The sequence below is a fragment of the Flavimobilis soli genome, from assembly GCF_002564025.1.
Taxonomy (GTDB): Bacteria; Actinomycetota; Actinomycetes; order Actinomycetales; family Cellulomonadaceae; genus Flavimobilis; species Flavimobilis soli.
Genome location: NZ_PDJH01000001.1, coordinates 1,753,871 through 1,777,103, shown reverse-complemented (window position 1 = coordinate 1,777,103; position 23,233 = coordinate 1,753,871). Strand labels below are relative to the sequence as shown.

Here is a 23,233-nt window from a genome sequence, read left to right as displayed (position 1 = left end):
CCACGACAAGAACCGGCGTCAGCGCCGAGCGAAGGAACCAGGACCGTGAGCGACGAGACTCCCGACACCACCACGCCGCAGGCGCTCGAGGCGAGCGCCCTCAACGGCGTCAACCACGGGCGCATCGACGAGATCGACCTCAACCAGGAGATGCAGAGGTCGTTCCTCGACTACGCGATGAGCGTGATCGTGTCGCGCGCCCTCCCGGACGTGCGTGACGGCCTCAAGCCTGTCCACCGGCGCGTGCTCTACGCGATGTTCGACGGCGGCTACCGCCCCGACCGCGCGTTCTCGAAGTGCACCCGCGTCGTCGGCGACGTCATGGGCAAGTTCCACCCGCACGGCGACACCGCGATCTACGACGCGATGGTCCGCCTCGTGCAGGACTGGTCGATGCGCTACCCGCTCGTCGCCGGCCAGGGCAACTTCGGCTCCCCCGGTAACGACCCTGCGGCAGCCCCGCGATACACCGAGTGCCGCATGGCGCCGCTCGCGATGGAGATGGTCCGGGAGATCGACAAGGACACGGTCGACTTCCAGGACAACTACGACGGTCGTACCCAGGAGCCGACGGTCCTGCCGTCGCGGTTCCCGAACCTGCTCGTCAACGGCTCTGCCGGCATCGCCGTCGGCATGGCGACGAACATCCCGCCGCACAACCTCCGCGAGGTCGCGGAGGGTGTCCGGTGGCACCTCGCCCACCCCGACGCCCCCCGCGAGGAGCTGCTCGAGGCGCTCCTCGGCATCATCAAGGGCCCGGACTTCCCCACCGGCGCGACGATCCTCGGCCGCAAGGGCATCGAGGACGCCTACCGCACGGGCCGCGGCTCGATCACGATGCGCGCCGTCGTCAACGTCGAGGAGATCCAGGGCCGCATCTGCCTGGTCGTCACCGAGCTGCCCTACCAGGTCAACCCCGACAACCTCGCCGCCAAGATCGGCGACCTCGTCAAGGACGGCAAGATCCAGGGGATCGCCGACCTGCGCGACGAGACCTCGGGCCGTACCGGTCAGCGCCTCGTCATCGTGCTCAAGCGCGACGCCGTCGCGAAGGTCGTGCTCAACAACCTCTACAAGCACACCCAGCTGCAGGACACGTTCGGCGCGAACATGATCGCGCTCGTCGACTCCGTCCCGCGCACGCTCTCGATCGACGCGTTCATCCGCCACTGGACGACGCACCAGATCGAGGTCATCGTCCGCCGCACGCGCTACATGCTCCGAGAGGCGCAGGAGCGTGCGCACATCGTCCTCGGCTACCTCAAGGCGCTCGACGTCCTCGACGAGGTCATCGCGCTCATCCGCGCCTCGCAGACCGTCGACGACGCCCGCACCGGCCTCATGGAGTTCCTCGATGTCGACGAGCTCCAGGCCCGCGCCATCCTCGCGCTCCAGCTGCGTGCCCTCGCCGCGATGGAGCGCCAGCGCCTCGCGGACGAGTACGCCGAGCTCGAGCGGAAGATCGCGGACTTCAACGAGATCCTCGTGACGCCGCAGCGTCAGCGCGACATCGTCGGCGAGGAGCTGGACGAGCTCGTCGCGAGCTACGGCGACGAGCGCCGGACGCACATCCTGCCGTTCGACGGCGACGTGTCCATGGAGGACCTCATCGCCGAGGAGGAGATGGTCGTGACCATCACCCGCGGCGGCTACGTCAAGCGCACGAGGACGGACAACTACCGGGCGCAGAAGCGCGGCGGCAAGGGCGTCCGCGGCGCGCAGCTGCGCGAGGACGACATCGTCGACCACTTCTTCGTCACGTCGACCCACAACTGGCTGCTGTTCTTCACGAACCTCGGCCGTGTCTACCGGGCCAAGGCGTACGAGCTGCCCGAGGGCGGGCGCGACGCCAAGGGGCAGCACGTCGCGAACCTGCTCGCGTTCCAGCCGGACGAGAAGATCGCCCAGGTGCTCGCGCTGCGCAACTACGACGACGCCGAGTACCTCGTGCTCGCGACCCGACGTGGCCTCATCAAGAAGACCCGCCTGTCCGAGTACGACACGAACCGTTCCGCCGGCCTCATCGCGATCAACCTGCGTGAGGACGAGGACGGCCGGCCCGACGAGCTCGTCTCGGCGCGGATCGTCGAGTCGACGGACGACCTCATCCTCGTCTCGCGCAAGGGCCAGTCGATCCGCTTCACGGCGAACGACGAGCAGGTCCGTCCCATGGGCCGCTCGACCTCCGGTGTGACGGGCATGAAGTTCCGCGACGACGACGACCTGCTCGCGATGGACGTCGTGCGCGACGACGCGTTCCTGTTCACCGTGACCGAGGGCGGCATCGCGAAGCGCACCCAGCTCACGACCGACAACTACCGCGTCCAGGGTCGCGGCGGCCTCGGCATCCGTGTCGCCAACCTGCCCGAGCGCAACGGCGACCTCGTCGGAGCTCTCGTCGTCGACGAGGGTGACGAGGTGCTCGTCATCATGGAGCGCGGCAAGATCGTGCGCTCCGCCGTCGCCGAGGTGCACCCGACAGGACGCACCTCGCAGGGCGTCATCTTCGCGAAGCCCGACAAGAACGACCGGATCATCGGTGTCGCGCGCAACCAGGACACCGGTGACGACGCGGACACGGCTGGCGAGGACGTCGAGGCCGGTGAAGACTCTGTGGACACCTCCTCCGCGAGCCTGACGGAGCGTGACGGGGCGGACGAGGCCGGACAGACTGTTCCTACCGCCGCGCCCGACGACGAGGCCGGCAACGAGGAGGACGCGCAGTGACCGAGAAGGACAAGAAGGGCGCCGGCGCCCCCCCGGCCATCGCACCGCGCAAGCGCGTCCCCCGCCCGACGACGGACAAGGCGAAGGCGACCAACCCGGTCCCGGCCCCGCCGTCGGACGACACCGCCTCGGCCAGCTCGGTCGAGACGAGCGGCACGACGTCCAGCCCGGCCGAGGCCGCTCCCGCCTCGGTCCCGTCGGCACCCGAGGCGACAGCGCCTGACGCCGCGAGCACGACGTCGTCGGATGCGGAGGCATCTGCGGCCGACGCGAGCCAGCCCGCCTGGCAGCCCTCGGCCGCTTCGGCCGAGCCGGCCGTGGACCCCGAGGCTTCGGCCGTCGCAGCCGGCCCACGCAAGGTGCGCCTGAGCCTGTCGCGCGTCGACCCGTGGTCGGTCATGAAGCTCTCGTTCCTGCTCTCGGTCGCCGCGGGCATCATGCTCATCGTCGCGGCGTGGGTGTTCTGGTACGCCGTCAACAGCATGGGTGTCTTCACGCAGATCGACGAGATGGTCCGCGACATCGTGGGCTCCGAGTCGACGCTCGACGTCCTGCAGTACGTCGAGCGCGACAAGGTCCTGTCGATCGCGACGCTCATCGCCGTCGTCGACGTCGTGCTCCTCACGGCGCTCGGCACGATCGGCGCCTTCCTCTACAACGTGACGGCGGCCCTCGTGGGTGGTCTGCACGTGACGCTCACCGACGAGTGAGCGCTCAGACTCCCTCGGCTGGCGCCGGAGCTCGTCGTTTTGGATCATCGCCGCCGCTGAGGTAGTCTCATCACCGCTGCTTGTCGCGGCCCCCTCACCAAGGCGGGTCGTCGAGCGCGGAACGGGCCCATAGCTCAGGCGGTTAGAGCGCTTCCCTGATAAGGAAGAGGTCGGAGGTTCAAGTCCTCCTGGGCCCACGACACACCTCACCGATGGAGGATGCGATGAAGAAGCTTCTGGTTCTCACGCTCGTCGCAACGGCCGGCTACGTCGCCTGGCGGAAGTACTCCGAGGAAGCCGCACGCCGTGACGTGTGGTCCGAGGTCACCGACACCTTCGAGTGAAACCCTGCGGGCAGCTGCCCGTCACGGGGCCATGGCGCAATTGGTAGCGCACCTGCTTTGCAAGCAGGGGGTTGGGGGTTCGAGTCCCCCTGGCTCCACCAGAAGTTCCCGCACCGGCCGGCCGATCACCGGTGACCGACGATCGGGACGGCTTCCCGACGACGTTGGAGCCTTCCTGTGACCATCCCGCGCCTCGTCGCGTTCGACCTTGACGACACACTGGCTCCCTCGAAGTCCCCGCTCGACCCCCGTATGAGCGAGCTGCTCATCCGCCTCCTCGAGAAGGTCGAGGTGTGCATCATCTCCGGCGGTCAGATCGCCCAGTTCCGCAGCCAGGTCATCGAGCGCCTCCACGGCGCCGACGCAGCCGCGCTCGCCCGCCTCCACCTCATGCCGACGTGCGGCACGCAGTACTTCCGCCACGCCGACGGCGAGTGGCAGCAGGTGTACGCCGAGACGCTCAGCGACGACGAGAAGACCCGCGCGCTCGCCGCTGTCGAGCAGGAGGCTCGCCGGCTCGGCCTGTGGGAGCCCGAGACGTGGGGACCGATCCTCGAGGACCGCGGCTCGCAGATCACCTTCTCGGCGCTCGGGCAGGCCGCCCCTGTCGCCGCCAAGTCCGCCTGGGACCCGACCGGGAAGAAGAAGTCGACGCTCCGGGCCGCCGTCGCGCAGCTACTCCCGGACCTCGAGGTGCGCTCGGGCGGCTCGACGTCCGTCGACATCACCCGCAAGGGCATCGACAAGGCGTACGGCATGCGCAAGCTCGCGGACGCGTCGGGCATCCCCCTGGACGACATGCTCTTCGTCGGCGACCGTCTCGACGAGGCTGGCAACGACTACCCCGTCCTCGCGATGGGCGTCACGTGCCACGCGGTCGAGGGCTGGGAAGACACCGCTGTGTACCTCGAGGGCCTCATCCCCGCCCTGTGAGACCCCGACCGCCCGGACGCCCGCAGCGTTGTTAGGGTGGAGCGATGCGGTCACCGAAGCCCACGCTGAGCCTCAACGACTCGCGCAGCGTGCCCCACCTCGTCGCGTCGAGCGCTGCGACCTGGGCGATCACCCTGGTCGATCCTCGTACTCTCGACGGGACCGGCCTGCGCGCCTATCGCGCGGCGAACGCGGCATTCGCGGCGTGGATGACATGGGCCGTCCTGAGCACCGAGAACGCCGACATGTCGCGCGGCGCACGCATCGGGCTGACGGCGGGTGGTGCGGCTCTCGGGCTCGCCAGCGCTCGGTGGAGCGAGCGGTGGGACGGCCGGCTGCACGACGCCCTCGAGCGTCGGGGAGCACGCCGTCCGCGCCTCGTGCTCGCAGCAGGGAGCACTGCCCTCGGCGTGCTCGGCTGGTGGCGAGCTCGCCAGGACGCAGCGCAGGAGGCTGAGGCGCGAGGCTTCGTCGGGTCTCCGGCGTCCGAGGGCGCGGGCGTCCCGGCCGAGGCCGAGAGCGACGGAGCCTGAGCAGCTGACGGCCGAGCCCCAGCCCCCGCCAGGGCGGGTCTCCCCCTCAGGACCGTGAGGCGACCAGCTCAGCCAGGTGCGCGGCGTCGGTCAGGCCGGACGAGGCGCCCGAGGCGCCGACCTTCCAGCCCGCGAACGTCGTCGCGACGACGAGCGCCTCGCGCGGCGCGGCTCCGCCGAGGACGGCGTGCACGTAGCCACTGAGCAGCGCGTCGCCCGCCCCGACCGTGTTGACGACGCCGCGAGGCGCCACGGCAGGCACGTCGTGCACCTCGACGTCGTCGCCCTGGCGGTGACGGACCGTGGCGCCGGCCGCGCCACGGCCGAGGATCGCCGTCGTGGCGGGGTAGATGTCCTGGATGGCGCGGAGGTAGCCGTGCGGGTCACGGCCGTCGAGGCCCTCGTCGCTCACCATGACCGTGTCGGCGCCCGCGAGGAACTCGCGGTCGTACGCGTCGTGCAGGTCGTGCAGCACGTGCACGTCGACCGCCGTCGGGATGCCCTGCGCGCGGACGCGGCGCAGGACGTTGCGGCACATGTTCATGTTGCCGATCACCGCGAGCTCGCAGCCGTCCATCGCCTCGGTGAGAGCGGCGGCGGGGTAGACCGTCGTCGGCTCCTGGAGGTCCTTGAGGTCGGTGTGCACCTGCCGGCGGCCATCCGGGTCGACGAGGATCACGGACTGCGCCGTCGCACCCGGGACGGTGAGGACGAACCTGTCGTCGATTCCGGCGTCGCGCACGTCACGGCGCGCGAGCCTCGCGAGGTCGTCGTCACCGACGAGGCTCACGAAGCGGACCTCGTGCCCGAGTCTTGAGAGGGCCTTGCCGACGTTCCAGGCCGCTCCCGAGACGTTCGTCGTCACGCCGTGGAACGGGTAGGTGACCGGGTGGTAGCCGAGCGGGAACCCTTCGATCCGCAGGTTCGTCTCGATGTTGATCATGCCCGCGACGAGCACCCGTGCCATGTCCAGCTCCGTTCCCGCGGCCCGCCCGGGCCCGGGTCGAGACTAGCGTGCAACCTTGCAGCAATTTTGCTCGCTCCGTGTCGGTGGCGACCGCTAGGTTTCTCCACGACCGCACGGAGGGGCCGCGCCGGCGCTTGACCTGCAGATACGAGAGGATCACCATGATCGTCGTCGACGACCTCGTCCGGGAGTTCGAGGTCACCGTGCGCGAGCCAGGTCTCAAGGCCGCGCTGCGCTCGATCGTCCACCGCGAGCATCGCACCGTCACGGCCGTCGAGAACGTCTCGTTCACCGCAGGCGGGGGCCAGGTGCTCGGCTTCCTCGGTCCGAACGGCTCGGGAAAGACGACGACGCTCAAGTGCCTCGCCGGCCTCCTCACGCCGACCTCGGGTCGGGTCGAGGTGCTCGGGCACACGCCGTCGCGGCGCGACCCCGAGTTCCTCCGCCAGCTCGGGTTCGTCATGGGCCAGCGCTGGCAGCTGCACATCGACCTGCCCGTCATGGAGTCGTTCGACCTGCACCGTGTCACCTACGGGCTCGGGAGCCGCGAGTACGAGGACAGCCGCGACGAGCTGATCGAGATGCTCGGGCTCGAGCCCTTCGTCATGCAGCAGGCACGCAAGCTCAGCCTCGGTCAACGCATGCGCTGCGAGTTCGCGGCGTCGCTCATGCACCGGCCGCAGGTCGTGCTGCTGGACGAACCGACGCTCGGTCTCGACTTCGAGGCGCAGGTGCAGATCCGGGAGTTCGTCGCCGAGTACGTCGCGCGCACCGGTGCGTGCGTCCTGCTGACGTCCCACTATCTCGCGGACATCGAGGCGCTGTGCCAGGAGGTCATGACGATCTCGGCGGGGCACCTCACCTACCACGGCCCGCTGCGCGACGTGCAGGCGATGGCGAGCGACACCAAGCGGCTGCGCGCCCAGCTCGTGCGGCCGCTGCCGGAGAACGAGCTGGCGGCGCTCGACCTCGACGGCGACGTGAACGTCGTCGAGCACTCGACGACCGAGCTCGTGCTCGAGGTGCCGCGCGGCCGGACCGGGCACGTCGTCGGGCGGCTCGAGCAGTCCGACGCCGTCTCCGACCTGACCATGGTCGACCCGCCGCTCGAGGAGACGCTGCGCCAGCTGTACCAGCGCACCGGAGCGGACGCGTGAACGCGCACACCGCTCTCGCCGCCGTCGAGGCACGGCCTGCTCGACCGCCCGAGCAGGCCGAGGTCCGGGGCGTGCGCTACCTCGCGCGAATCACCGGGGCACTCCTGCGCACCGAGGTCCAGGCGCGCGCGGCCTACCGGGCGCAGATCATGATCGGTGCGTTCGGCTGGGTCGTCCCGCTCGCCTTCATGGCGCTCTGGCGCGGCGCGTCGGACGACGGTGCGGTGGGCGGCGTGACGCAGGCCCAGTTCACGACGTACTTCGCGATCGTCCTCGTGACGACCAACCTGTCGGTCGGTGGGGAGATCATCTTCGGGCTCTCGGACCGCCTCCACGACGGCAGGCTCTCGGCGATGCTCTTGCGCCCTTTCCACCCGGTGCTCGTGCCGGCCGCTGAAGGTCTCGCGGGAAACCTCTACCGGCTCCCCGTGCTCGTGGTCGCGGTGCCCACGATCATCCTTGCCGCGGGCGGAGAGACGACAGGGCGTCCGAGCGACGTCGCCCTCGCCGTCGTGGTCTCGGTGCTCGGCGTCGCGGCGGCGTCCTACCTCAGTGCCATGGTCGCGACGGTCGCGTTCTGGATGACGAAGGCCCAGGGCGTGCAGGGCCTGCTCTTCGGGGCCGAGTGGGTGCTCGGCGGGATGATCTCGCCGATCGCCCTGCTTCCCGGCGCTCTTCCGGCGATCTTGGCCCACCAGCCGCTCTGGTACGCGTGCGGTGCACCCGCCGAGATCATCGCGGGCATGGGCGACCACTCGTGGTGGCTCGTCGCCGAGTGCGCGGCATGGATCGTCGTCCTGCACCTGATCTTCCGGCAGGTCTGGAGACGGGCCCTGCGCAAGCACGAGGCGGTGGGAACATGAGTACGCAGACCAGCGTCACGAGCCCGGAGCGGCAGCAGGTCGGCACGCTCCGCCACACGCTCGCGGTCGTGTGGTGCGGGTGGCGGGCGGCGCTGTCCGGCGCCGCCGAGTACCGCGGCGACCTGATCACCGGCACCGTGGTCTCGCTCGTCTGGCTCGGCGTCTCGGCCGTGCCCTCGATCGTCCTGACGCTGCACACCGACGGGGCAGGTGGCTGGACGCTCCCGCGACTGATGTACCTCCTGGCGATCTGGTACCTGATGGACGCGGTGATGTGGATCATCATCGTGCCGAACATCGGCCAGTGGGGCAGGCAGGTGCAGACGGGCGCGCTCGACGCCGTCCTGCTGCGCCCCGTGCGGTCGCTCATCATGTGCTCGCTCGGCACGCTCGGCGTCCAGGACCTTCCGAAGATCCTGCTGGCGGTCGTGCTCGCGGTCGGGGCGGTGGTCACGGGTGGCGGGCCGACGTCGCCCGCTGCTCTCGTCGCGAGCCTCGTCTGCCTCGTGTGCGGGCTCGTGCTCATGTGGGTGTTCGGCGTGCTCACGAGCTACAAGGTGCTCACGCAGGTCCAGTTCGACGCGAGCTTCCTGCTGCACGCCGGCCACAACCTCGCGCGCGTCCCGACGCCGCTGTACGGCCGCGTGCTCCAGGTGCTGCTCACCTGGGTCGTCCCCGTGTCGTTCGTGGCCACGGTCCCCGCCCAGGTCATGTTCGGGATGACGTCGATGTGGATGGTGCTCGCCGCTGTGCTTGTCACGGCCGCGGTCGTGCTGCTCGTCGTCGTCCTGTGGAACAGGGAGGTGCGTCGTTATTCCGGCGCGATGAGCTGAACCTCAGGGCAGGGACGACGACGGCGCCGCACCCCGACGGGTGCGGCGCCGTCGTGGCGTCAGGGGACGAGCGTCAGGCGTCGTCCGTGAGCTTCGCGGGAGCGTCGGCAGTGGGGTCGGTCGTCGCGACGTCGGGGCTCGCAGAGGTGGCCCCGCCCGTCGCGCCCTCGCTCGCCGGTGCGGCGTCACCCGCGGGCGGCGTCGGCTTCGGCTTCGGCTTCGCCGGAGCCTTGGGCTTCGGTGCCGAGGAACGGACCTTGTCGGCAGCCTTCTTCGCGGAGGCCTTGACCTCGTCGACCTTGTCCGCGAGCTCCTCACGGGCCTCCGCCGCCTTCTCCGCGAGCTCCTCGGCCGTCTCCTTGGTCTTGGCGACGGTCACGCCCGCAGCCTCCCCGACGACCTCGGCGGCGTTGCCGACCGCGTCCTTCGTCTCCTCGACGAAGTCCTCGAACGTGCTGCCCTCGACCTTCTCCCAGGGCTCCGCCCACGGGTCGACCTCGGGCTGCGACTTCTTCCAGACGACGTACGCGCCACCGGCGGCGGCCGCCGTGCCGGCGACCCACCAGAACGCCTTGCCCTTGCCGCTCTTGCCCTGCGCCTTCTCGGCGCTCTTGGCGGCCTGCTCGGCGATGCCCGCAAGCTTGTCCGCGTTCTTGGCCACGCGCCCGCCCGCGGCGGCCGCGACCTTGCTGCTGCTGCTGCCCGCCTTGTCCGCGACGTCGTCGGCCACGCGCGAGAGCACGTCCGCGGCGCTCTCCGCCGCGTGTCCCGACTTCTCCGCGGCCGACGCCGCTGCCGCGTTGAACGCGGCGACGAGTCGCGGCAGATAGTCCTCGACGAGCTTGTCGTGCGCCGTGTCGATCACCGGCGCAGCCTTGAGAGCGGCCTTCTCGACCTGGGGGGCCGCCGCCTGGACGCCCTCGTCCCACGCCTTCTCGATGCGCGGCTGCAGCCACTCGCGGAACGCCTCGAGACGCGGCTGGCTCCAGTCGAGCGCCGCAGCGGCGGCGTCCTTCGCCTGGTTCGCGAGGTGCGCGGCTACCTGCGAGGCCTGCGCGCCAGCCTCGCCGACTGCCGCCGCAGCGGCTGCGGCCTGGTCCTTGACCTTCTCGGAGTCGATCGACTCGAGGGCTTCCCGGGCCGAGCTGCGGATGCCGTGCGACATGTGTCCTCCTGAGCGGTGACGTGCCTGTGCGTGGTGGTCCTCACTACTCTGCCACCAGAGCGACCCTCCCGCAGCGGTCCCGACGAGGATGTTCGTGGGAGAATGGCGCACATGTTCGCAACCCTGCACACCACTTCTGGTGACATCCGCATCGAGCTGTTCCCGAACCACGCTCCGAAGACGGTCGAGAACTTCACGGGTCTCGCGACCGGCTCCAAGACGTGGACGGACCCCAAGACCGGCGAGTCCTCCAACGCGCCGTTCTACGACGGTCTGGTGTTCCACCGCGTCATCGACGGCTTCATGATCCAGGGCGGCTGCCCGCTCGGCACGGGTACCGGCGACCCGGGCTACAAGTTCAACGACGAGATCCACCCGGAGCTGCAGTTCTCCGAGCCCTACCTGCTGGCCATGGCCAACGCGGGTACGCGCCGCAACCCGATCACGGGTGAGGCCGAGGGCACGAACGGCTCGCAGTTCTTCATCTCCGTCGCCCCGACCCCGTGGCTCAACGGCAAGCACACGATCTTCGGCAAGGTCGCCGACGACGCCTCGCGCGCCGTCGTCGACGCGATCGCCAGCACGCGCGTGCGTCCGGGCGACCGTCCCGTCGAGGACATCGTGATCAGCTCGGTGACCATCGAGAACTGATCGTCGACAGCAGCGACCACGAGGGCCGCCGCAACCCCAGGAGAGCGAGAGCATGACGAGCGCGAACGACGGGGCTGCGGCGGCCCCTGTCTGTCCCCGGCACCCCGACCGGGTGTCCTTCGTGACCTGCCAGCGGTGCGAGCGCCCCGCCTGCCCGGAGTGCCAACGGCCCGCGGCGGTCGGCGTCCAGTGCGTCGACTGCGTGCGGCAGCAGCAGAAGGCGGCGCGGCCCGAGCGCTCGGCGCTCGGCGCGCGCGTGCGGACGACGAAGCCCGTCGCGACGATCACGATGATCGTGCTGTGCGTCGTCAGCTACGTGCTGCAGAACGTCCTTCCGTTCGGCGACTGGACGGCGCGCTGGGTGTTCACGCCGTGGATCGGTGACGTGGAGCCCTACCGGTTCCTCACGACGGCGTTCCTCCACTCGAGCTCGATCTTCCACATCCTGCTCAACATGTACGCGCTCTGGATGGTCGGCCCGATCCTCGAGCGTCTGCTGGGAATCGGTCGGTTCCTGTCGCTCTACCTGCTCACGGCGATCGCGGGGTCGGTCGGCTACCTGCTCCTCGCGTCCCCGGGCAGCACTTCGTGGGAGACGCTCGTGCCCGGCGCCTCGGGCGCGATCTTCGGCCTTTTCGGCGCGTTCATGGTCGTGCTGCGACGCTTCGACGCGAGCAGCGCACAGCTCTACGGCGTCATCGCGATCAACTTCGTGCTCGGGTTCATCCTCCCGGGGATCGCCTGGCAGGCGCACCTGGGCGGGTTCGTGGTCGGCGCGATCATGGGTGCCGGCTACGCCTACGCGCCGCGGGAACGGCGCACCGCCTGGGCTTTCGCGATCCCTGTGCTGACGGCTGCGGTGCTTGCGGCGATGACGATCGTCAAGTACTCGATGGTGTAGCGCCTGTGGACAACTTGCGTTGTCCACAGTTCTCCACAGGGTTGCTCACAGATGTGGAATTACATCGCTGTAGTTATCCACACCCTTGTCCACCACTGGGGACAGGGCGCTGGGGAAGACCGTGAACTGTGCACAACCCCGGGGACGGCGCCCTCCAGCACGCTCCTGCCCTCGGCAGAGACGACGAACGGCGCCACCCCCGAAGGGGTGACGCCGTCGCGACGAGGCTCCCGCGGCTACTTCCAACGCGTCGTCAGGCCGAAGCCCGCGATCATGAGCGCGAAGCCCACGACGAGGTTCCAGTTCCTGATCCCCGGGATCGGGTACTGCATCTGGGCGAGGTAGGCCACCACGACATAGACGAGGCCCGCGATCATGAGCCCGAGCATGGTCGGCACGAGCCAGCGCGGGTTGACCGTCGACGCGGCCTTCACCGGCGCGCTGCTCGACTTGGCCTTCTTCGCCCGCTCCTTCTTCACGGAAGGTGGCAGGACGACCTTCTCGCCCGCGTTGTCGTTCTCGGACGACTTGGATTCGGTCACGGAGACGGCTCCTGTCCTGCTGCTGTGTCGGTCGGGCGGACCATGACGATCCGCGTTTCAAGCCATAGCCTAGTGGTCCTGCCGTAACATGCCCCGCAGGTCGAAGCCGTGGAAGGGAGCGCCGCCATGCGTGACGTCGTCGCGGGCGGCCAGCGGCCTGTGCGGGCGACCGTCGCCGTGACCCTCGTGCTCGCCCTCGCGGGCTTGCTCTTCACGGCCAACGCCCGTCTCTCGCGCAGCGGGGGCGAGCGGCACGCCACCAACCTCGCGGAGCTCGTCGAGATCGAGAACGACCGCGTCCGCGAGCTCGGCGAGCAGGTCGACCAGATCACCGCAGAGATCGACACGATCCTCGCCAACCCGACGGACGTCGACGCGCCGGGGGAGACCGCCGTCGCGCAGCGCGACGCGATCGTCGCGGGGACTGTCGCCGTGACGGGTCCCGGGCTCCGGGTCACCCTCGACGACGCCCCGGCGTCGACGCCGTTGAGCGCGACCGTGCGGCCCGACTCGCTCGTCGTGCACCAGCAGGACCTCGAAGCCGTCATCAACGCCCTGTGGGCGGGGGGAGCCGAGGCCATGACCCTCCAGGGACAGCGCGTGACCGTCTCGACGGCCTTCCGGTGCGTCGGGAACGTGCTCTCCCTCGGTGGCCGGGTCTACTCGCCGCCCTACCGCGTCGAGGCGATCGGCGACCCGAACGCCCTCACGGCCGCCCTCGACGCGTCGCGTGAGATCCAGGTCTACCGCCAGTGGGTCGACCAGGTCGGCCTCGGCTGGAGCGTCGACGTCGTCGACACGCTCCAGGTCCCCGCGGGCAGCCTGCCCGCCGAGCTCGCCCAGGCCGACGTCCCCTCCGGCGTCGACGTGCTGCCGTGACGCGGACGGAAGAGCGGCGGACCGCGCCACGACGGCGAGCGAGCGACGTCGCGTATGCGGTCGTCGGCGTCGTCGGCGAGCTCCTCATCACGGTCGGCGTCGTGCTCGGCCTCTTCGTCGTCTGGCAGCTGTGGTGGACCGACGTCCAGGCGGGCCGCGTCCAGGAGCAGATCGTCGCCCAGCTCGACTGGGCCGACCCACCCGCCGACGACGCACCCGTCGCGCAGCTGCGCACCGACGCGCCGCCCGCGCTCGAGGAGCCCGCGGCCGACGGCGACACGATCGCGCTCCTGTACGTCCCGCGCTGGGACGGCCACGACCCCGTGACGGTCCGTCAAGGCGTCGACCGGCCGACGATCCTCGACACCGGCTCAGGCGGGCACTACCCAGGAACCGCGATGCCGGGCGGCACCGGCAACTTCGCCGTCGCCGGCCACCGCACCACGTACGGCAAGCCGTTCAACCGCGTCGCGGAGCTCGAGACTGGCGACGCCCTCGTCGTGCGCACCCCCGAGGCCTGGTTCGTCTACCGCGTGACCAGTCACCAGATCGTCCTGCCCGAGCAGGTCGACGTGATCGCGCCCGTGCCGGGCGAACCCGAGGCGGCACCGGAGCGCGCCATGATCACGCTCACCGCCTGCCACCCCATGTTCTCGGCACGCGAGCGCTACATCGTCCACGGCGAGCTCGAGGGATGGATGCCCGTCGCGGACGGAGTGCCCGCCGCCCTCACGGAAGGCGCATGATGTACGCAGCGTTGTGGCGGGCACTGCCCGGGCCCGCGTGGGCGAAGATCCTCGTCCTGGCGGTGCTCGCGGTCGCGGCCGTCGTGATCGCCTTCGAATGGTTGTTCCCGCTCGTCGCGGAGCACATGCCCTTCAACGAGCAGACCGTCGAGCAGGCCTCGGCGGGCCTGCCGCGCCGAACCTGACCCAGCGAGACCCGGAACGAAGCACGAGGCCACCTATGACGCGCATCCTTGTCGTCGACAACTACGACTCTTTCGTCTACACGATCGTCGGCTACCTCGACCACCTCGGCGCCGAGACCGTCGTGGTCCGCAACGACCAGGTGCCCGCGCCCGAGGACTGGCAGGGGGTCGACGGCGTCCTCGTGTCGCCCGGTCCGGGAACCCCTGCTGAGGCGGGGCGCAGCCTCGACGTCATCCGGCACTGCGCGGAGGCGCGCGTGCCGATGCTCGGCGTCTGCCTCGGCCACCAGGCCCTCGGCGAGGCGTTCGGTGCCACCGTCACGCACGCTCCCGAGCTCATGCACGGCAAGACGAGCCAGATCGAGCACGACGGCCACGGTGTGCTCGCCGGCCTGCCCGTCCCGTTCACCGCGACGCGCTACCACTCGCTCGCCGTCGTCAGCGACACGGTCCCGGCGGAGCTCGAGGTCACGGCCACGACCGGCTCCGGCATCATCATGGGCCTGCAGCACCGTGAGCTGCCGCTGCACGGTGTGCAGTTCCACCCCGAGTCCGTGCTGACCGAGGGCGGGCACCGCCTGTTCGCCAACTGGCTCGAGCTGGCAGGCCTCGAGGGCGCGGTCGAGCGCTCGGCAGGGATGGCGCCCCTCGTGCGCATGTAAGGCCCCGACGAACGCGGAGAGCCCCGGACCACCGTGAGGTGGTCCGGGGCTCTCGTCCGTCAGCGTCAGGCGACCGTGAGGTCAGCCCTCGTCTTCGCCCTGGTCGTCACCAGCGGGCGGGTCCTGGGTGGGCGGCTCCTCCGTCGTCGGCGCGGGGCCGGGGCCCTTCGAGACGAACAGGGTGATGACCGTGCCCTCGTCGACCGTCGTGCCGCCTCGCGGCGCGACCGCCATGACGATGCCCGCGACGAACTCGGTCGAGCTCTCGGTCTCGATCTCGACGTCGGGGAAGCCGGCCGAGCGGAGCGCCGCACGAGCCTCGGCCTCGGTCATGCCGACGAGGTTGGACGGGATCGTGAGCTGCGCCGGGGGGATCTCCTCGGCAATCGTCAGCGTGACCGTCTGACCGTGCTGGACCGGGCCGGCCGACGGCGACTGGTCGATGACCGTGCCCGGGTCTGCCGGGTCGGGCTGGTAGCGGGTCTCGACGTTGACCTTCGTGCCGGCGACCTCACGGATCTTGGCCTTCGCGTCCTCGACGTCGAGGCCGGTGACCTTGGGGATCTCGACCGTGCCGTCCGACAGGAACAGCTTGATGACCGTGTCCTTGGGAAGGGTCTCGCCGGCCGGCGGGTCCGTGCGCGTGACGCGATCCTTGTCGATCTGGCCGCCAGGCTCGGACTCGGTCGACGTCGCGATCTGGAAGCCGGCCTCGGTGAGCTTCTGCCGGGCCGAGTCCTGGTCGAGGCCGGAGACGTCGGGGACCTTCGCGGCGTCCGGGCCGCTCGAGAACCAGACGGAGACGGTCGAGCCGGGCTCGACCTCGGCGCCAGCACCGGGCTCAGAACGTGTGAACAGGCCCTCCTCGACGGAAGACGCCTCGGTGCCCTTCTTGATCTTGAGGTTGACGGCGTCGAGCTTGGCGGTCGCCTCCTCGGCGTTCATCCCCGTGAGGGTCGGCACCGTCACCATCGGGATCTCCTTGTCCTTGTTGAAGAACAAGATCGCGAGGATCGCGACGACGGCCACGACGGCGATGGTGATGAGCGTCCACAGGAGCGTCTTGCGCTTGCGCGCGTCCTTCTCCGCGTCGACGTCGGTCCCGGGACCGTCTGCCGGATCGGCCGGGGCTGCGAGCCCGGTCGGGGCCCAGCCGGACGGGCTCGCGGCTGCGGGGGCTGCCGCGCCGACGGGTGCGAACGCCTGCGTGGCGGCGTCGTTGCCGCCGAGGACCTGCGTCGTCTGGTCGCCGAGCGAGGGCAGCGCGGACGCGGCCGCAGCGGCCATGACCGTGCCGAGCGGGCCGGCCTGGAGGCGCCCGCCGTGCTGCGCCGACTCGAGGTCGGAGCGGAACTCGGCCGCGGTCGAGTAGCGGGCCTCGCGCTCCTTGGCGAGAGCCTTGAGCGCGATGCGGTCGAGGACCTCGGGCACGTCGCCAGCGATCGCCGAGGGACGCTGCGGCGCCTCCCGGACGTGCTGGTAGGCCACGGCCACGGGCGAGTCACCCGTGAAGGGCGGGCGGCCGGTGAGCAGCTCGTAGAGGAGGCAGCCGGTCGAGTACAGGTCGGAGCGGGCGTCGACGGACTCGCCGCGCGCCTGCTCGGGCGAGAGGTACTGCGCGGTGCCGATGACGGCCTGGGTCTGCGTCATCGTCGCTGCCGAGTCGGCGACCGCGCGGGCGATGCCGAAGTCCATGACCTTGACCGCGCCCGTGGGCGTGAGCATGACGTTCGCAGGCTTGATGTCGCGGTGGACGATGCCGGCCTGGTGCGAGTACTCGAGCGCGGAGAGCACGCCCGAGACGATCTCGACGGCCTCGTCGATCGGGACGGCGTGGCCGTCGCGCAGGATGTCGCGGACGGTGTGGCCCTCGACGTACTCCATGACGATGAACGGCACGTGCGAGACGGCGCCCGAGGGCTCGGTGTACGTCTCCTCGCCCGTGTCGTAGACAGCGACGATCGCCGGGTGGTTCAGCGCGGCCGCGGACTGCGCCTCACGGCGGAACCGGGCCTGGAAGCTCGGGTCCCGTGCGAGGTCCGACCGCAGGATCTTGATCGCGACCGTACGGCCGAGCCGGGCATCGTGGCCGATGTGAACCTCGGCCATGCCACCGCGGCCGATGAGCTCACCGACCTCGTAGCGGCCGGCGAGGATTCGGGGTGCGTCGTGCGCCACTACTCGTCCTTAGGAGTCGTCGGGATGAGGAGCTCGTCGTCCGACGACGGCTCCACGTGTGCAATCTTGTCATCTTCGAGGGTCGCGCTGCTCGCCACGACCGTTCCGCGGCCGGCGAGAGCCGCCGCGGCCTGAGCGTCCCCGGCGCCCACGGCCGCCTTGACGATCAGGGCGACCAGGATGATCACGCCAACGGCGATGAGCCCCAGGAGCGGCCATGACAGGTTGCCGAGCCGCAGGCCGGTGCTGGTCGAGAAGCGGTGCACCTCGTGCGGGCTGACGTCGGCGGGCGGCGGCGGGACGGGAGCGTGCGGCCGCTGGACCGAAGCTGGCGCGACGGAGGGCGGCGGAGGCACGGGCGAGCCGCCCGCGGGACTGGAGGACGCCGGGACGGCGCGTGGCTGCCAGGCCTGCGCTGCCCGCAACGGAGGTACCGAACCGGTGCGTGCGACGTCGGGCGCGGAGCGCGCCGAGGGCACGCCGGGGGACGACGAGACGGACGGCGCGGCGGGCGACGGCACCGCCGGAGGCGCCGCAGAGGGTGGGGGCGGCGGGACCGCGAGGCTCGCGCGCGCGGGGACCGGCGCCGCGGGCGCCGGTCCGGGCACGGACGACGACCGGGTCGGCGTCCTTGCTGCGGACGGGGCCGACGGCGCCGAGGCGGCAGAGGGCGCGGGTGCAGACGGGGCGGAGGGCGCAGGGACGGACGCGGACCGTGCCGACGGCGCCGAGGCGGCCGAGGGCGCGGGTGCAGACGGGGCGGAGGGCGCAGGGACGGACGCGGACCGTGCCGACGGCGCGGACCCGGCCGTTCCCGTGGCACCGTGGCCGTGCAGCTCGCGACGGGTCATCGGGCGCTGCTGCGGCGGGAACGACGGCGGCATGTCGGTACGGGCACGTCGCGCAGAGCGCGACTGAGGCACCGGGGGCTCTTCCGGGGAGAGCGCCGTGCGCGACGAGTACGTCGTGTGGACGGTCGCCGCGAGGTGCGAACGCTCGGGCTTGCTCGCGTCGCCGCGCTGCCCGTGGCGGCTGCGGCTGGCGGACAGGTGGCCGAACGGGTCCTCGTCGACGCTCTCCGCGATCTCGTCGAGCAGGCGGGCGAGCGTCGCCGCCGAGCGGGGGCGCTTGACCGGGTCCTTCTCGAGCATCTGCATGACGAGCTTCGCGAGCTCCACGTGCACCGTCGCCGGGAGCGGCGGGACGGGCTCGTTGACGTGCGCGACCGCGATGTCGACCGCCGTCGCGCCGGTGAACGGCCGGTGCCCGACGATCGCCTCGTAGGCGACGATGCCGAGCGCGTAGATGTCCGAGGCGCCCGTCGCGGGCTTGCCGATCGCCTGCTCGGGCGACAGGTACTGGGCGGTGCCCATGACCATGCCGGCCGCCGTCATCGGCACCTGGTTGGCACCGAGCGAGACGCCGAAGTCCGTGATCTTCACGGTCGAACCTTGCTCGAGCAGGATGTTGCCCGGCTTCACGTCGCGGTGCACGACACCGCCGACGTGCGCGGCGTGCAGGCCGCGCGCCGTCTGCGACAGGATCGGTAGGAGCCGGCGCAGCGGCAGGATCGGCTCGCGCTCGAGCAGGTCGCTCATCGGCTCGCCGACGATGAGCTCGAGGATCAGGTAGCCGGAGCCGTCCTGCTCGCCGTAGTCGAAGAGCTGCGCGATGTTCGTGTGGGAGAGACCGGCGGCGTTGCGCGCCTCGGTGCGCAGACGCTCGAGGAAGTCCTCGTTGCCCGCGTACTCCTCCTTGAGGACCTTCGCAGCGACGTCGCGGGCGAGAGCGAGGTCGTGGGCGACCCACACCTCGCCCATGCCGCCGACGGCGATGAGACGCACGAGGCGGTAGCGACCGCCGAGCACGAGACCTGCGACCGGCTTCACTTGATCACCGCCTGCATGATCGCGCGGCCGATCGGCGCGGCGACGGCGCCGCCGGTGCCCTCGGAGCCGAGGTTGCCGCCGTTCTCGACGATGACGGCGACGGCGACCTGCGGGTCGTCGGCGGGTGCGAAGCCGACGAACCACGCGTGCGGAGCGGCGTCGGAGGTGGTCTGGGCGGTGCCGGTCTTGCCGGCCACCTTGACGCCGGAGATCCGTGCGGCCGTGCCGGAGCCGCTCTCGACGACGCCCTGCATCATCTCGTTGAGCGTCGCCGCGGTGCCCGTGCTGAGCGCGCGGTCGAGCGCCTTCGGCTCCGTCTGGGAGACGAGCTCGAGGTCGGCGTCGCGGACGCGCTCGACGCTGTACGGCTGCATCGGGACGCCGTCGTTCGCGATCGTCGCGGCGAGCATCGCCATCTGCACGGGCGTGGAGCGGACGTCCTTCTGCCCGATCGAGCTGAGCGCGACCCCGGGGGAGTCGATGTCGCTCGGGAAGACGGACGGGGCGACGCGCAGCGGGACGCTCCACGACTCGTTGAAGCCGAGCTTCTCGGCGGTCTCGCGGATCGCGTCCTGACCGACGTCCATGCCGAGCTGGGCGAACGCCGTGTTGCAGGAGATCCGCAGTGCGTCAGCGAGGGTCATCTCGCCGGTGGGGGAGCACGCGACGCCGCCGAAGTTGCCGAGCGTCGTGCTCGTCTGCGGGAGCGGCAGCTCCTTGGGCGCGTCGATGACCGTGTCGGCGTCGACGGCCCCGGACTCGAGCGCGGCGGCCGCGACGACGAGCTTGAACGTCGACCCGGGCGGGTACGTCATCGACGTCGCGCGGTTGACGAGCGGGCTGTCCGGGTCCGCGAGCAACGCCTGGTACGCCTCGTTGACGGCCTTCGACGAGTGCCCCGCGAGATCGTTCGGGTCGAAGCTCGGCTTCGACACCATCGCGAGGATCGCTCCGGTGCGCGGGTCGATCGCGACAGCGGCGCCCTTCTGCTTCCCGAGCGCGTCCCACGCGGCCTGCTGCGCCTTCGCGGAGATCGTGAGCTCGACCGAGGAGCCCTTCGGCTGGCGGCCGGTGATGAGGTCCTGGACGCGGCGGATGAACAGCGAGTCCGCGGTGCCGTTGAGGACGTCGCTCTCGTACTTCTCGATGCCCGACGTCCCGAACACGATCGAGAAGTAGCCGGTCATCGGGGCGTAGAGCGGGCCCTTGCTGTAGGAGCGCTGGTTGCCGAACGCGTCGTCGGACGGCTTCGAGGAGGCGATCGCGGAGCCGTCGACGACGATCGGCCCGCGGGGCAGCCCGAACTCGCGGTAGATCGTGCGGATGTTGCGGCTGTCGGCGTTGAGCGACGGCGCCTGGAGCACCTGGATGTTGGTCGCGGCGATCATCACGGCCATGAGCAGCACGAACGCGACGACGGACAGACGGCGGATGGCGGCGTTCATCGGCCCTCCTCCGTGCGGTCGGCGTCCTCGGCCGTACGCGGCACGGGCACGACCTCGGTCGCGTCCGTGCCGGGGTGCCCGTCGGCGGGCGGCGCGGGAACCGGGGGCGCGGGGACGGGCGGCGCGGGCACGGGGAAGGGCACCGCGTCGTCGGGCTCCTCGTCCCCGACGTCGTCGTGCATCGAGACGGGGCTCGCACCACGGACGGGCAGCGGCGTCGGGCGCCGCGCGTTGTCGGAGATGCGCAGCAGCAGCGCGACGATGAGCCAGTTCGCGAGGAGCGACGAACCGCCGTACGCGAGGAACGGCATCGTCAGGCCGGTCAGCGGGATGACGCGCGTGACGCCGCCGACGACGACGAACACCTGCCACACGAGCACGAACGCGAGACCGGACGCGAGGAGCTTGCCGAAGCCGTCGCGCACGCCGACGGCGATGCGGAAGCCGCGCTGCACGACGACGCCGTACATGACGAGGATCGCGAGCAGGCCGGTCAGGCCGAGCTCCTCGCCGAGCGACGTCGTGATGAAGTCCGACTCGGAGAAGACGACGAGCGTCGGGTGCCCGTGGCCGAGGCCCGTGCCGAGCAGGCCGCCGGACGCGAGCCCGAACAGGCCCTTGACGAGCTGCTCCGAGCCCGGCAGGGCGGAGTAGACCTCGGGGTCCATCGCGTCGAGCCAGATCGTGAAGCGCGCCGCGACGTGGGAGAACGACTTCGCGGCGAGGACGGCCCCGCCCGCGAACATCATCAGGCCGATGATGATCCACGAGACGCGCTCGGTCGCGACGTAGAGCACCGCGACGAACAGGCCGAAGAAGAGCAGGGACGTGCCGAGGTCCCGCTCGAGGACGAGGACGGCGATCGACACGGCCCACACGACGAGGATCGGGCCGAAGTCGCGCAGGCGCGGCAGCTGGAGGCCGGCGACGCGCGGGCCCGCGAGGGCGAGCGTGTCGCGGTTCGTGACGAGGTAGCCGGCGAAGAAGATCGCGAGGGCGATCTTCGCGAGCTCGGCCGGCTGGAACGAGAAACCGCCGAGGTTGATCCAGATGCGCGCGCCGTAGATCGACGTTCCGAGGCCCGGGACGAGCGGCAGCAGGATGAGCACGAGCGCCGCGATCATCGCGGTGTACGTGAAGCGCCGCAGGAAGCGGTGGTCCCGCAGGAGGACGAGGAGCACGGCCGCGACGACGACGCCGAGCGCCGTCAGCCCGAGCTGCTTCGTCGCGAGGGACGAGTCGCCCTTCGCGAGGTCGATCCGGTAGATCATCGCCAGACCGATGCCGTTGAGCGCGACGACGACGGGCAGCAGCACCGGGTCCGCGTAGGGCGCGACGAACCGCACGATGAGGTGCAGCACGGCAGCGAGCAGGACGAGCGCGCCGCAGTGCAGGTAGAAGTCCGCCGGCAGCTCTTCCGTCACGGCAAGGCTGACCTGCGCGTACGCCCCCATCCCGACGGCGATCGCGAAGACCAGCAGGAGAAGCTCGCGACCCCGGCCCGGAGCGGTCTGGCTCGGTTCGACGGTCGCCATCACGTCAGCCTCACGGTCACGGGGCCCCCGTGGTGGTCTCGGGAACCGGCGGGGTCGTCTCCGGGGGGAGCGTGGGCGTGGTGGAGGGCGTCTGCGTCGGGGCGGGCGCGAGCGACCCGTCCGCGGCGACGGCGGCGAGCGAGAGGGCGCGGCTGCGCGCCTCCGTGAGCGACCCCTCGGGGATCGTCTGCTCGAGCCGCTCGACCATGAACTCGTCGAGCGACGTGATCTCGATGTTGGTGCGCTCGATCTCGGTCGACAGCTGGATCGGTCCAGCCGTCTGCGGGATGCCGCGGAAGATCGCGACGACGCCGTCGGCGATGCCGACGTAGTACTGCGTCTGCGTCCACCGGTACCCGCCCCATGCGCCCCCGCCGAGGAGGACCAGCACGACGAGCAGGCCCAGCACGCGGCCTGCGCGGCGCTTCTTGCGGCGGGCGGGCAGCGCGGACAGGTTGGCCTCCTCCTCGGGAGCCTCCTCGTCCTCGGCCGTCTCGTCCTCGTCGTCGTCCGCGGTCTCCTCCGCGCTCGCGACGAGCGCGGCCGCGCGGGCCGCAGGCCCGTCCGCGGCGGCCGAGGGGACGTTGCGCTCGATCGCGGCGGCGCCCGCGACCTGCACGGACGACGTCGGCTCGACGCCCTCGGGCAGCTCGTCCGGGTCGAGCACGTCGGCGACGATGCACGTGATGTTGTCGGGGCCGCCCGCGCGCAGCGCGAGCTGCACGAGGCGCTCGGTGCACAGGTCCGGGTCGTCGACGTCCATGAGCGTCTGCTGCATCGTCTGCTTCGAGACGTAGCCGCTCAGGCCGTCGGAGCACAGGAGCCAGCGGTCGCCCGGTCGCCCTTCGCGGACGGAGACGTCGGGCCGCAGGTCGAGGCCGAAGTCGCACAGGACGCGCATGACGACGGACCGCTGCGGGTGGACCTCGGCCTCCTCGGGCGTGATCTTGCCCGTGTCGACGAGGTGCTGGACGAACGTGTGGTCGGTCGTGACCTGCGTCAGCTCGCCGTCGCGCAGCAGGTAGGCGCGAGAGTCGCCCATGTGCGCCATCGCGAGCTTCGTGCCGGTGCGCAGGATCGCCGTGACGGTCGTGCCCATGCCCGCGAGGTCGGGCTCCTCCGCCGTCCGCGCGACGAGCGCCTCGCGCGCGGAGACGAGGGCACGCTCGAGCTCCTCGACGGCGTCGTCCGAGCCGAACGAGTCGTCGTTGAGCGGAGCGAGGGTCGCGACGGCGATCGACGACGCGACGTCACCGCCCGCGTGCCCGCCCATGCCGTCGGCGACGACGAGGAGGTTGGGCCCCGCGAACCCGGAGTCCTGGTTGTTGGAACGGACCAGGCCCACGTCGGAACGGAGGGCGTAACGAAGGGTGATCGACACGGGCCGG

At 71.0% G+C, this 23,233-nt stretch carries 22 protein-coding genes and 2 tRNA genes; 16 read left to right on the top strand and 8 right to left on the bottom strand.

Features of this window, described 5'->3' with window-relative positions:
- The first annotated feature begins 45 nt into the window (after positions 1 to 45).
- The 7 genes from gyrA (at position 46) to ATL41_RS08070 (ending at position 5,247) form a co-directional block, all read left to right on the top strand.
- The gene (gene gyrA / locus ATL41_RS08095; protein WP_098458021.1) at positions 46 to 2,727 is read left to right on the top strand and encodes a DNA gyrase subunit A; all 2,682 of its coding nucleotides are present in this window, start codon (positions 46 to 48) and stop codon (positions 2,725 to 2,727) included.
- Positions 2,724 to 3,437, top strand: coding sequence for a DUF3566 domain-containing protein (locus ATL41_RS08090; RefSeq protein ID WP_098458020.1), 714 nt, complete (start codon positions 2,724 to 2,726; stop codon positions 3,435 to 3,437). Before gyrA ends, ATL41_RS08090 begins: the two co-directional genes overlap by 4 nt.
- Before the next feature lie 123 nt (positions 3,438 to 3,560).
- Positions 3,561 to 3,634, top strand: a tRNA-Ile gene (locus ATL41_RS08085).
- Positions 3,635 to 3,661: 27 nt separating this feature from the next.
- Positions 3,662 to 3,781: a DLW-39 family protein gene (locus ATL41_RS13380; RefSeq protein ID WP_219810375.1), complete on the top strand. Its 120-nt coding sequence runs from the start codon at positions 3,662 to 3,664 to the stop codon at positions 3,779 to 3,781.
- A gap of 25 nt (positions 3,782 to 3,806) precedes the next feature.
- Positions 3,807 to 3,882: transfer RNA gene (locus tag ATL41_RS08080), tRNA-Ala, on the top strand.
- A 76-nt stretch (positions 3,883 to 3,958) separates the two neighbouring features.
- Entirely contained in the window at positions 3,959 to 4,714 is a 756-nt protein-coding gene (locus ATL41_RS08075) for an HAD-IIB family hydrolase (RefSeq protein ID WP_098458019.1), read from the top strand.
- 44 nt (positions 4,715 to 4,758) lie between these two features.
- Positions 4,759 to 5,247 (top strand): hypothetical protein, encoded by a 489-nt coding sequence (locus tag ATL41_RS08070; protein WP_098458018.1) that lies wholly within the window; start codon positions 4,759 to 4,761, stop codon positions 5,245 to 5,247.
- Positions 5,248 to 5,293: 46 nt separating this feature from the next.
- Here ATL41_RS08070 and ATL41_RS08065 read toward each other — a convergent pair whose 3' ends face one another.
- The gene (locus ATL41_RS08065; RefSeq protein ID WP_098458017.1) at positions 5,294 to 6,214 is read right to left on the bottom strand and encodes a carbohydrate kinase family protein; all 921 of its coding nucleotides are present in this window, start codon (positions 6,212 to 6,214) and stop codon (positions 5,294 to 5,296) included.
- Between the two features lie 161 nt (positions 6,215 to 6,375).
- On the opposite strand from ATL41_RS08065, the gene ATL41_RS08060 reads away from it, so the two are divergent.
- From ATL41_RS08060 to ATL41_RS08050, 3 genes are read left to right on the top strand one after another with little or no spacing between them, the layout of a single operon-like run.
- Positions 6,376 to 7,371, top strand: coding sequence for an ABC transporter ATP-binding protein (locus ATL41_RS08060; protein ID WP_098458016.1), 996 nt, complete (start codon positions 6,376 to 6,378; stop codon positions 7,369 to 7,371).
- Positions 7,368 to 8,234, top strand: coding sequence for an ABC-2 family transporter protein (locus ATL41_RS08055; protein ID WP_098458015.1), 867 nt, complete (start codon positions 7,368 to 7,370; stop codon positions 8,232 to 8,234). The genes ATL41_RS08060 and ATL41_RS08055 overlap by 4 nt, the downstream gene beginning before the upstream one ends.
- Positions 8,231 to 9,067, top strand: a complete 837-nt coding sequence (locus tag ATL41_RS08050) for an ABC-2 family transporter protein (RefSeq protein WP_169924526.1) — start codon at positions 8,231 to 8,233, stop codon at positions 9,065 to 9,067. The genes ATL41_RS08055 and ATL41_RS08050 overlap by 4 nt, the downstream gene beginning before the upstream one ends.
- Before the next feature lie 73 nt (positions 9,068 to 9,140).
- Here ATL41_RS08050 and ATL41_RS08045 read toward each other — a convergent pair whose 3' ends face one another.
- Positions 9,141 to 10,232, bottom strand: coding sequence for a hypothetical protein (locus ATL41_RS08045; protein WP_181010236.1), 1,092 nt, complete (start codon positions 10,230 to 10,232; stop codon positions 9,141 to 9,143).
- Between the two features lie 111 nt (positions 10,233 to 10,343).
- On the opposite strand from ATL41_RS08045, the gene ATL41_RS08040 reads away from it, so the two are divergent.
- Both ATL41_RS08040 and ATL41_RS08035 read left to right on the top strand, forming a co-directional pair.
- Positions 10,344 to 10,883: a peptidylprolyl isomerase gene (locus ATL41_RS08040; protein WP_098458996.1), complete on the top strand. Its 540-nt coding sequence runs from the start codon at positions 10,344 to 10,346 to the stop codon at positions 10,881 to 10,883.
- A gap of 202 nt (positions 10,884 to 11,085) precedes the next feature.
- Entirely contained in the window at positions 11,086 to 11,784 is a 699-nt protein-coding gene (locus ATL41_RS08035) for a rhomboid family intramembrane serine protease (protein WP_245854700.1), read from the top strand.
- Between the two features lie 236 nt (positions 11,785 to 12,020).
- On the opposite strand, the gene ATL41_RS08030 is transcribed toward ATL41_RS08035, so the two are convergent.
- Positions 12,021 to 12,326, bottom strand: a complete 306-nt coding sequence (locus ATL41_RS08030; RefSeq protein WP_245854699.1) for a cell division protein CrgA — start codon at positions 12,324 to 12,326, stop codon at positions 12,021 to 12,023.
- A gap of 126 nt (positions 12,327 to 12,452) precedes the next feature.
- Between ATL41_RS08030 and ATL41_RS08025 the strand changes: the two genes are divergently transcribed.
- Genes ATL41_RS08025 through ATL41_RS08010 form a run of 4 tightly spaced genes read left to right on the top strand, consistent with a single transcriptional unit; the run spans position 12,453 to position 14,798 of the window.
- Positions 12,453 to 13,205: a DUF881 domain-containing protein gene (locus ATL41_RS08025; protein WP_098458012.1), complete on the top strand. Its 753-nt coding sequence runs from the start codon at positions 12,453 to 12,455 to the stop codon at positions 13,203 to 13,205.
- Entirely contained in the window at positions 13,202 to 13,951 is a 750-nt protein-coding gene (locus ATL41_RS08020; RefSeq protein WP_098458011.1) for a class E sortase, read from the top strand. The genes ATL41_RS08025 and ATL41_RS08020 overlap by 4 nt, the downstream gene beginning before the upstream one ends.
- Positions 13,948 to 14,136, top strand: a complete 189-nt coding sequence (locus ATL41_RS08015) for a hypothetical protein (RefSeq protein WP_342744427.1) — start codon at positions 13,948 to 13,950, stop codon at positions 14,134 to 14,136. Before ATL41_RS08020 ends, ATL41_RS08015 begins: the two co-directional genes overlap by 4 nt.
- Before the next feature lie 35 nt (positions 14,137 to 14,171).
- A complete protein-coding gene (locus ATL41_RS08010; protein WP_098458010.1) occupies positions 14,172 to 14,798 on the top strand; it encodes an aminodeoxychorismate/anthranilate synthase component II in 627 nt (208 codons plus the stop codon).
- A gap of 81 nt (positions 14,799 to 14,879) precedes the next feature.
- Here the strand turns inward: ATL41_RS08010 and pknB are convergent, their stop codons facing one another.
- From pknB to ATL41_RS07985, 5 genes are read right to left on the bottom strand one after another with little or no spacing between them, the layout of a single operon-like run.
- Positions 14,880 to 16,976, bottom strand: a complete 2,097-nt coding sequence (gene pknB, locus ATL41_RS08005) for a Stk1 family PASTA domain-containing Ser/Thr kinase (RefSeq protein WP_098458009.1) — start codon at positions 16,974 to 16,976, stop codon at positions 14,880 to 14,882.
- A complete protein-coding gene (locus ATL41_RS13375) occupies positions 16,976 to 18,865 on the bottom strand; it encodes a serine/threonine-protein kinase (RefSeq protein WP_098458008.1) in 1,890 nt (629 codons plus the stop codon). Before ATL41_RS13375 ends, pknB begins: the two co-directional genes overlap by 1 nt.
- Entirely contained in the window at positions 18,862 to 20,310 is a 1,449-nt protein-coding gene (locus tag ATL41_RS07995) for a peptidoglycan D,D-transpeptidase FtsI family protein (protein ID WP_098458007.1), read from the bottom strand. The genes ATL41_RS13375 and ATL41_RS07995 overlap by 4 nt, the downstream gene beginning before the upstream one ends.
- Positions 20,307 to 21,845 (bottom strand): FtsW/RodA/SpoVE family cell cycle protein, encoded by a 1,539-nt coding sequence (locus tag ATL41_RS07990; protein WP_098458006.1) that lies wholly within the window; start codon positions 21,843 to 21,845, stop codon positions 20,307 to 20,309. Before ATL41_RS07990 ends, ATL41_RS07995 begins: the two co-directional genes overlap by 4 nt.
- A gap of 16 nt (positions 21,846 to 21,861) precedes the next feature.
- On the bottom strand, positions 21,862 to 23,226 hold the full coding sequence (locus ATL41_RS07985; RefSeq protein WP_098458005.1) for a PP2C family protein-serine/threonine phosphatase: 1,365 nt from the start codon (positions 23,224 to 23,226) through the stop codon (positions 21,862 to 21,864).
- Positions 23,227 to 23,233: the final 7 nt, after the last annotated feature.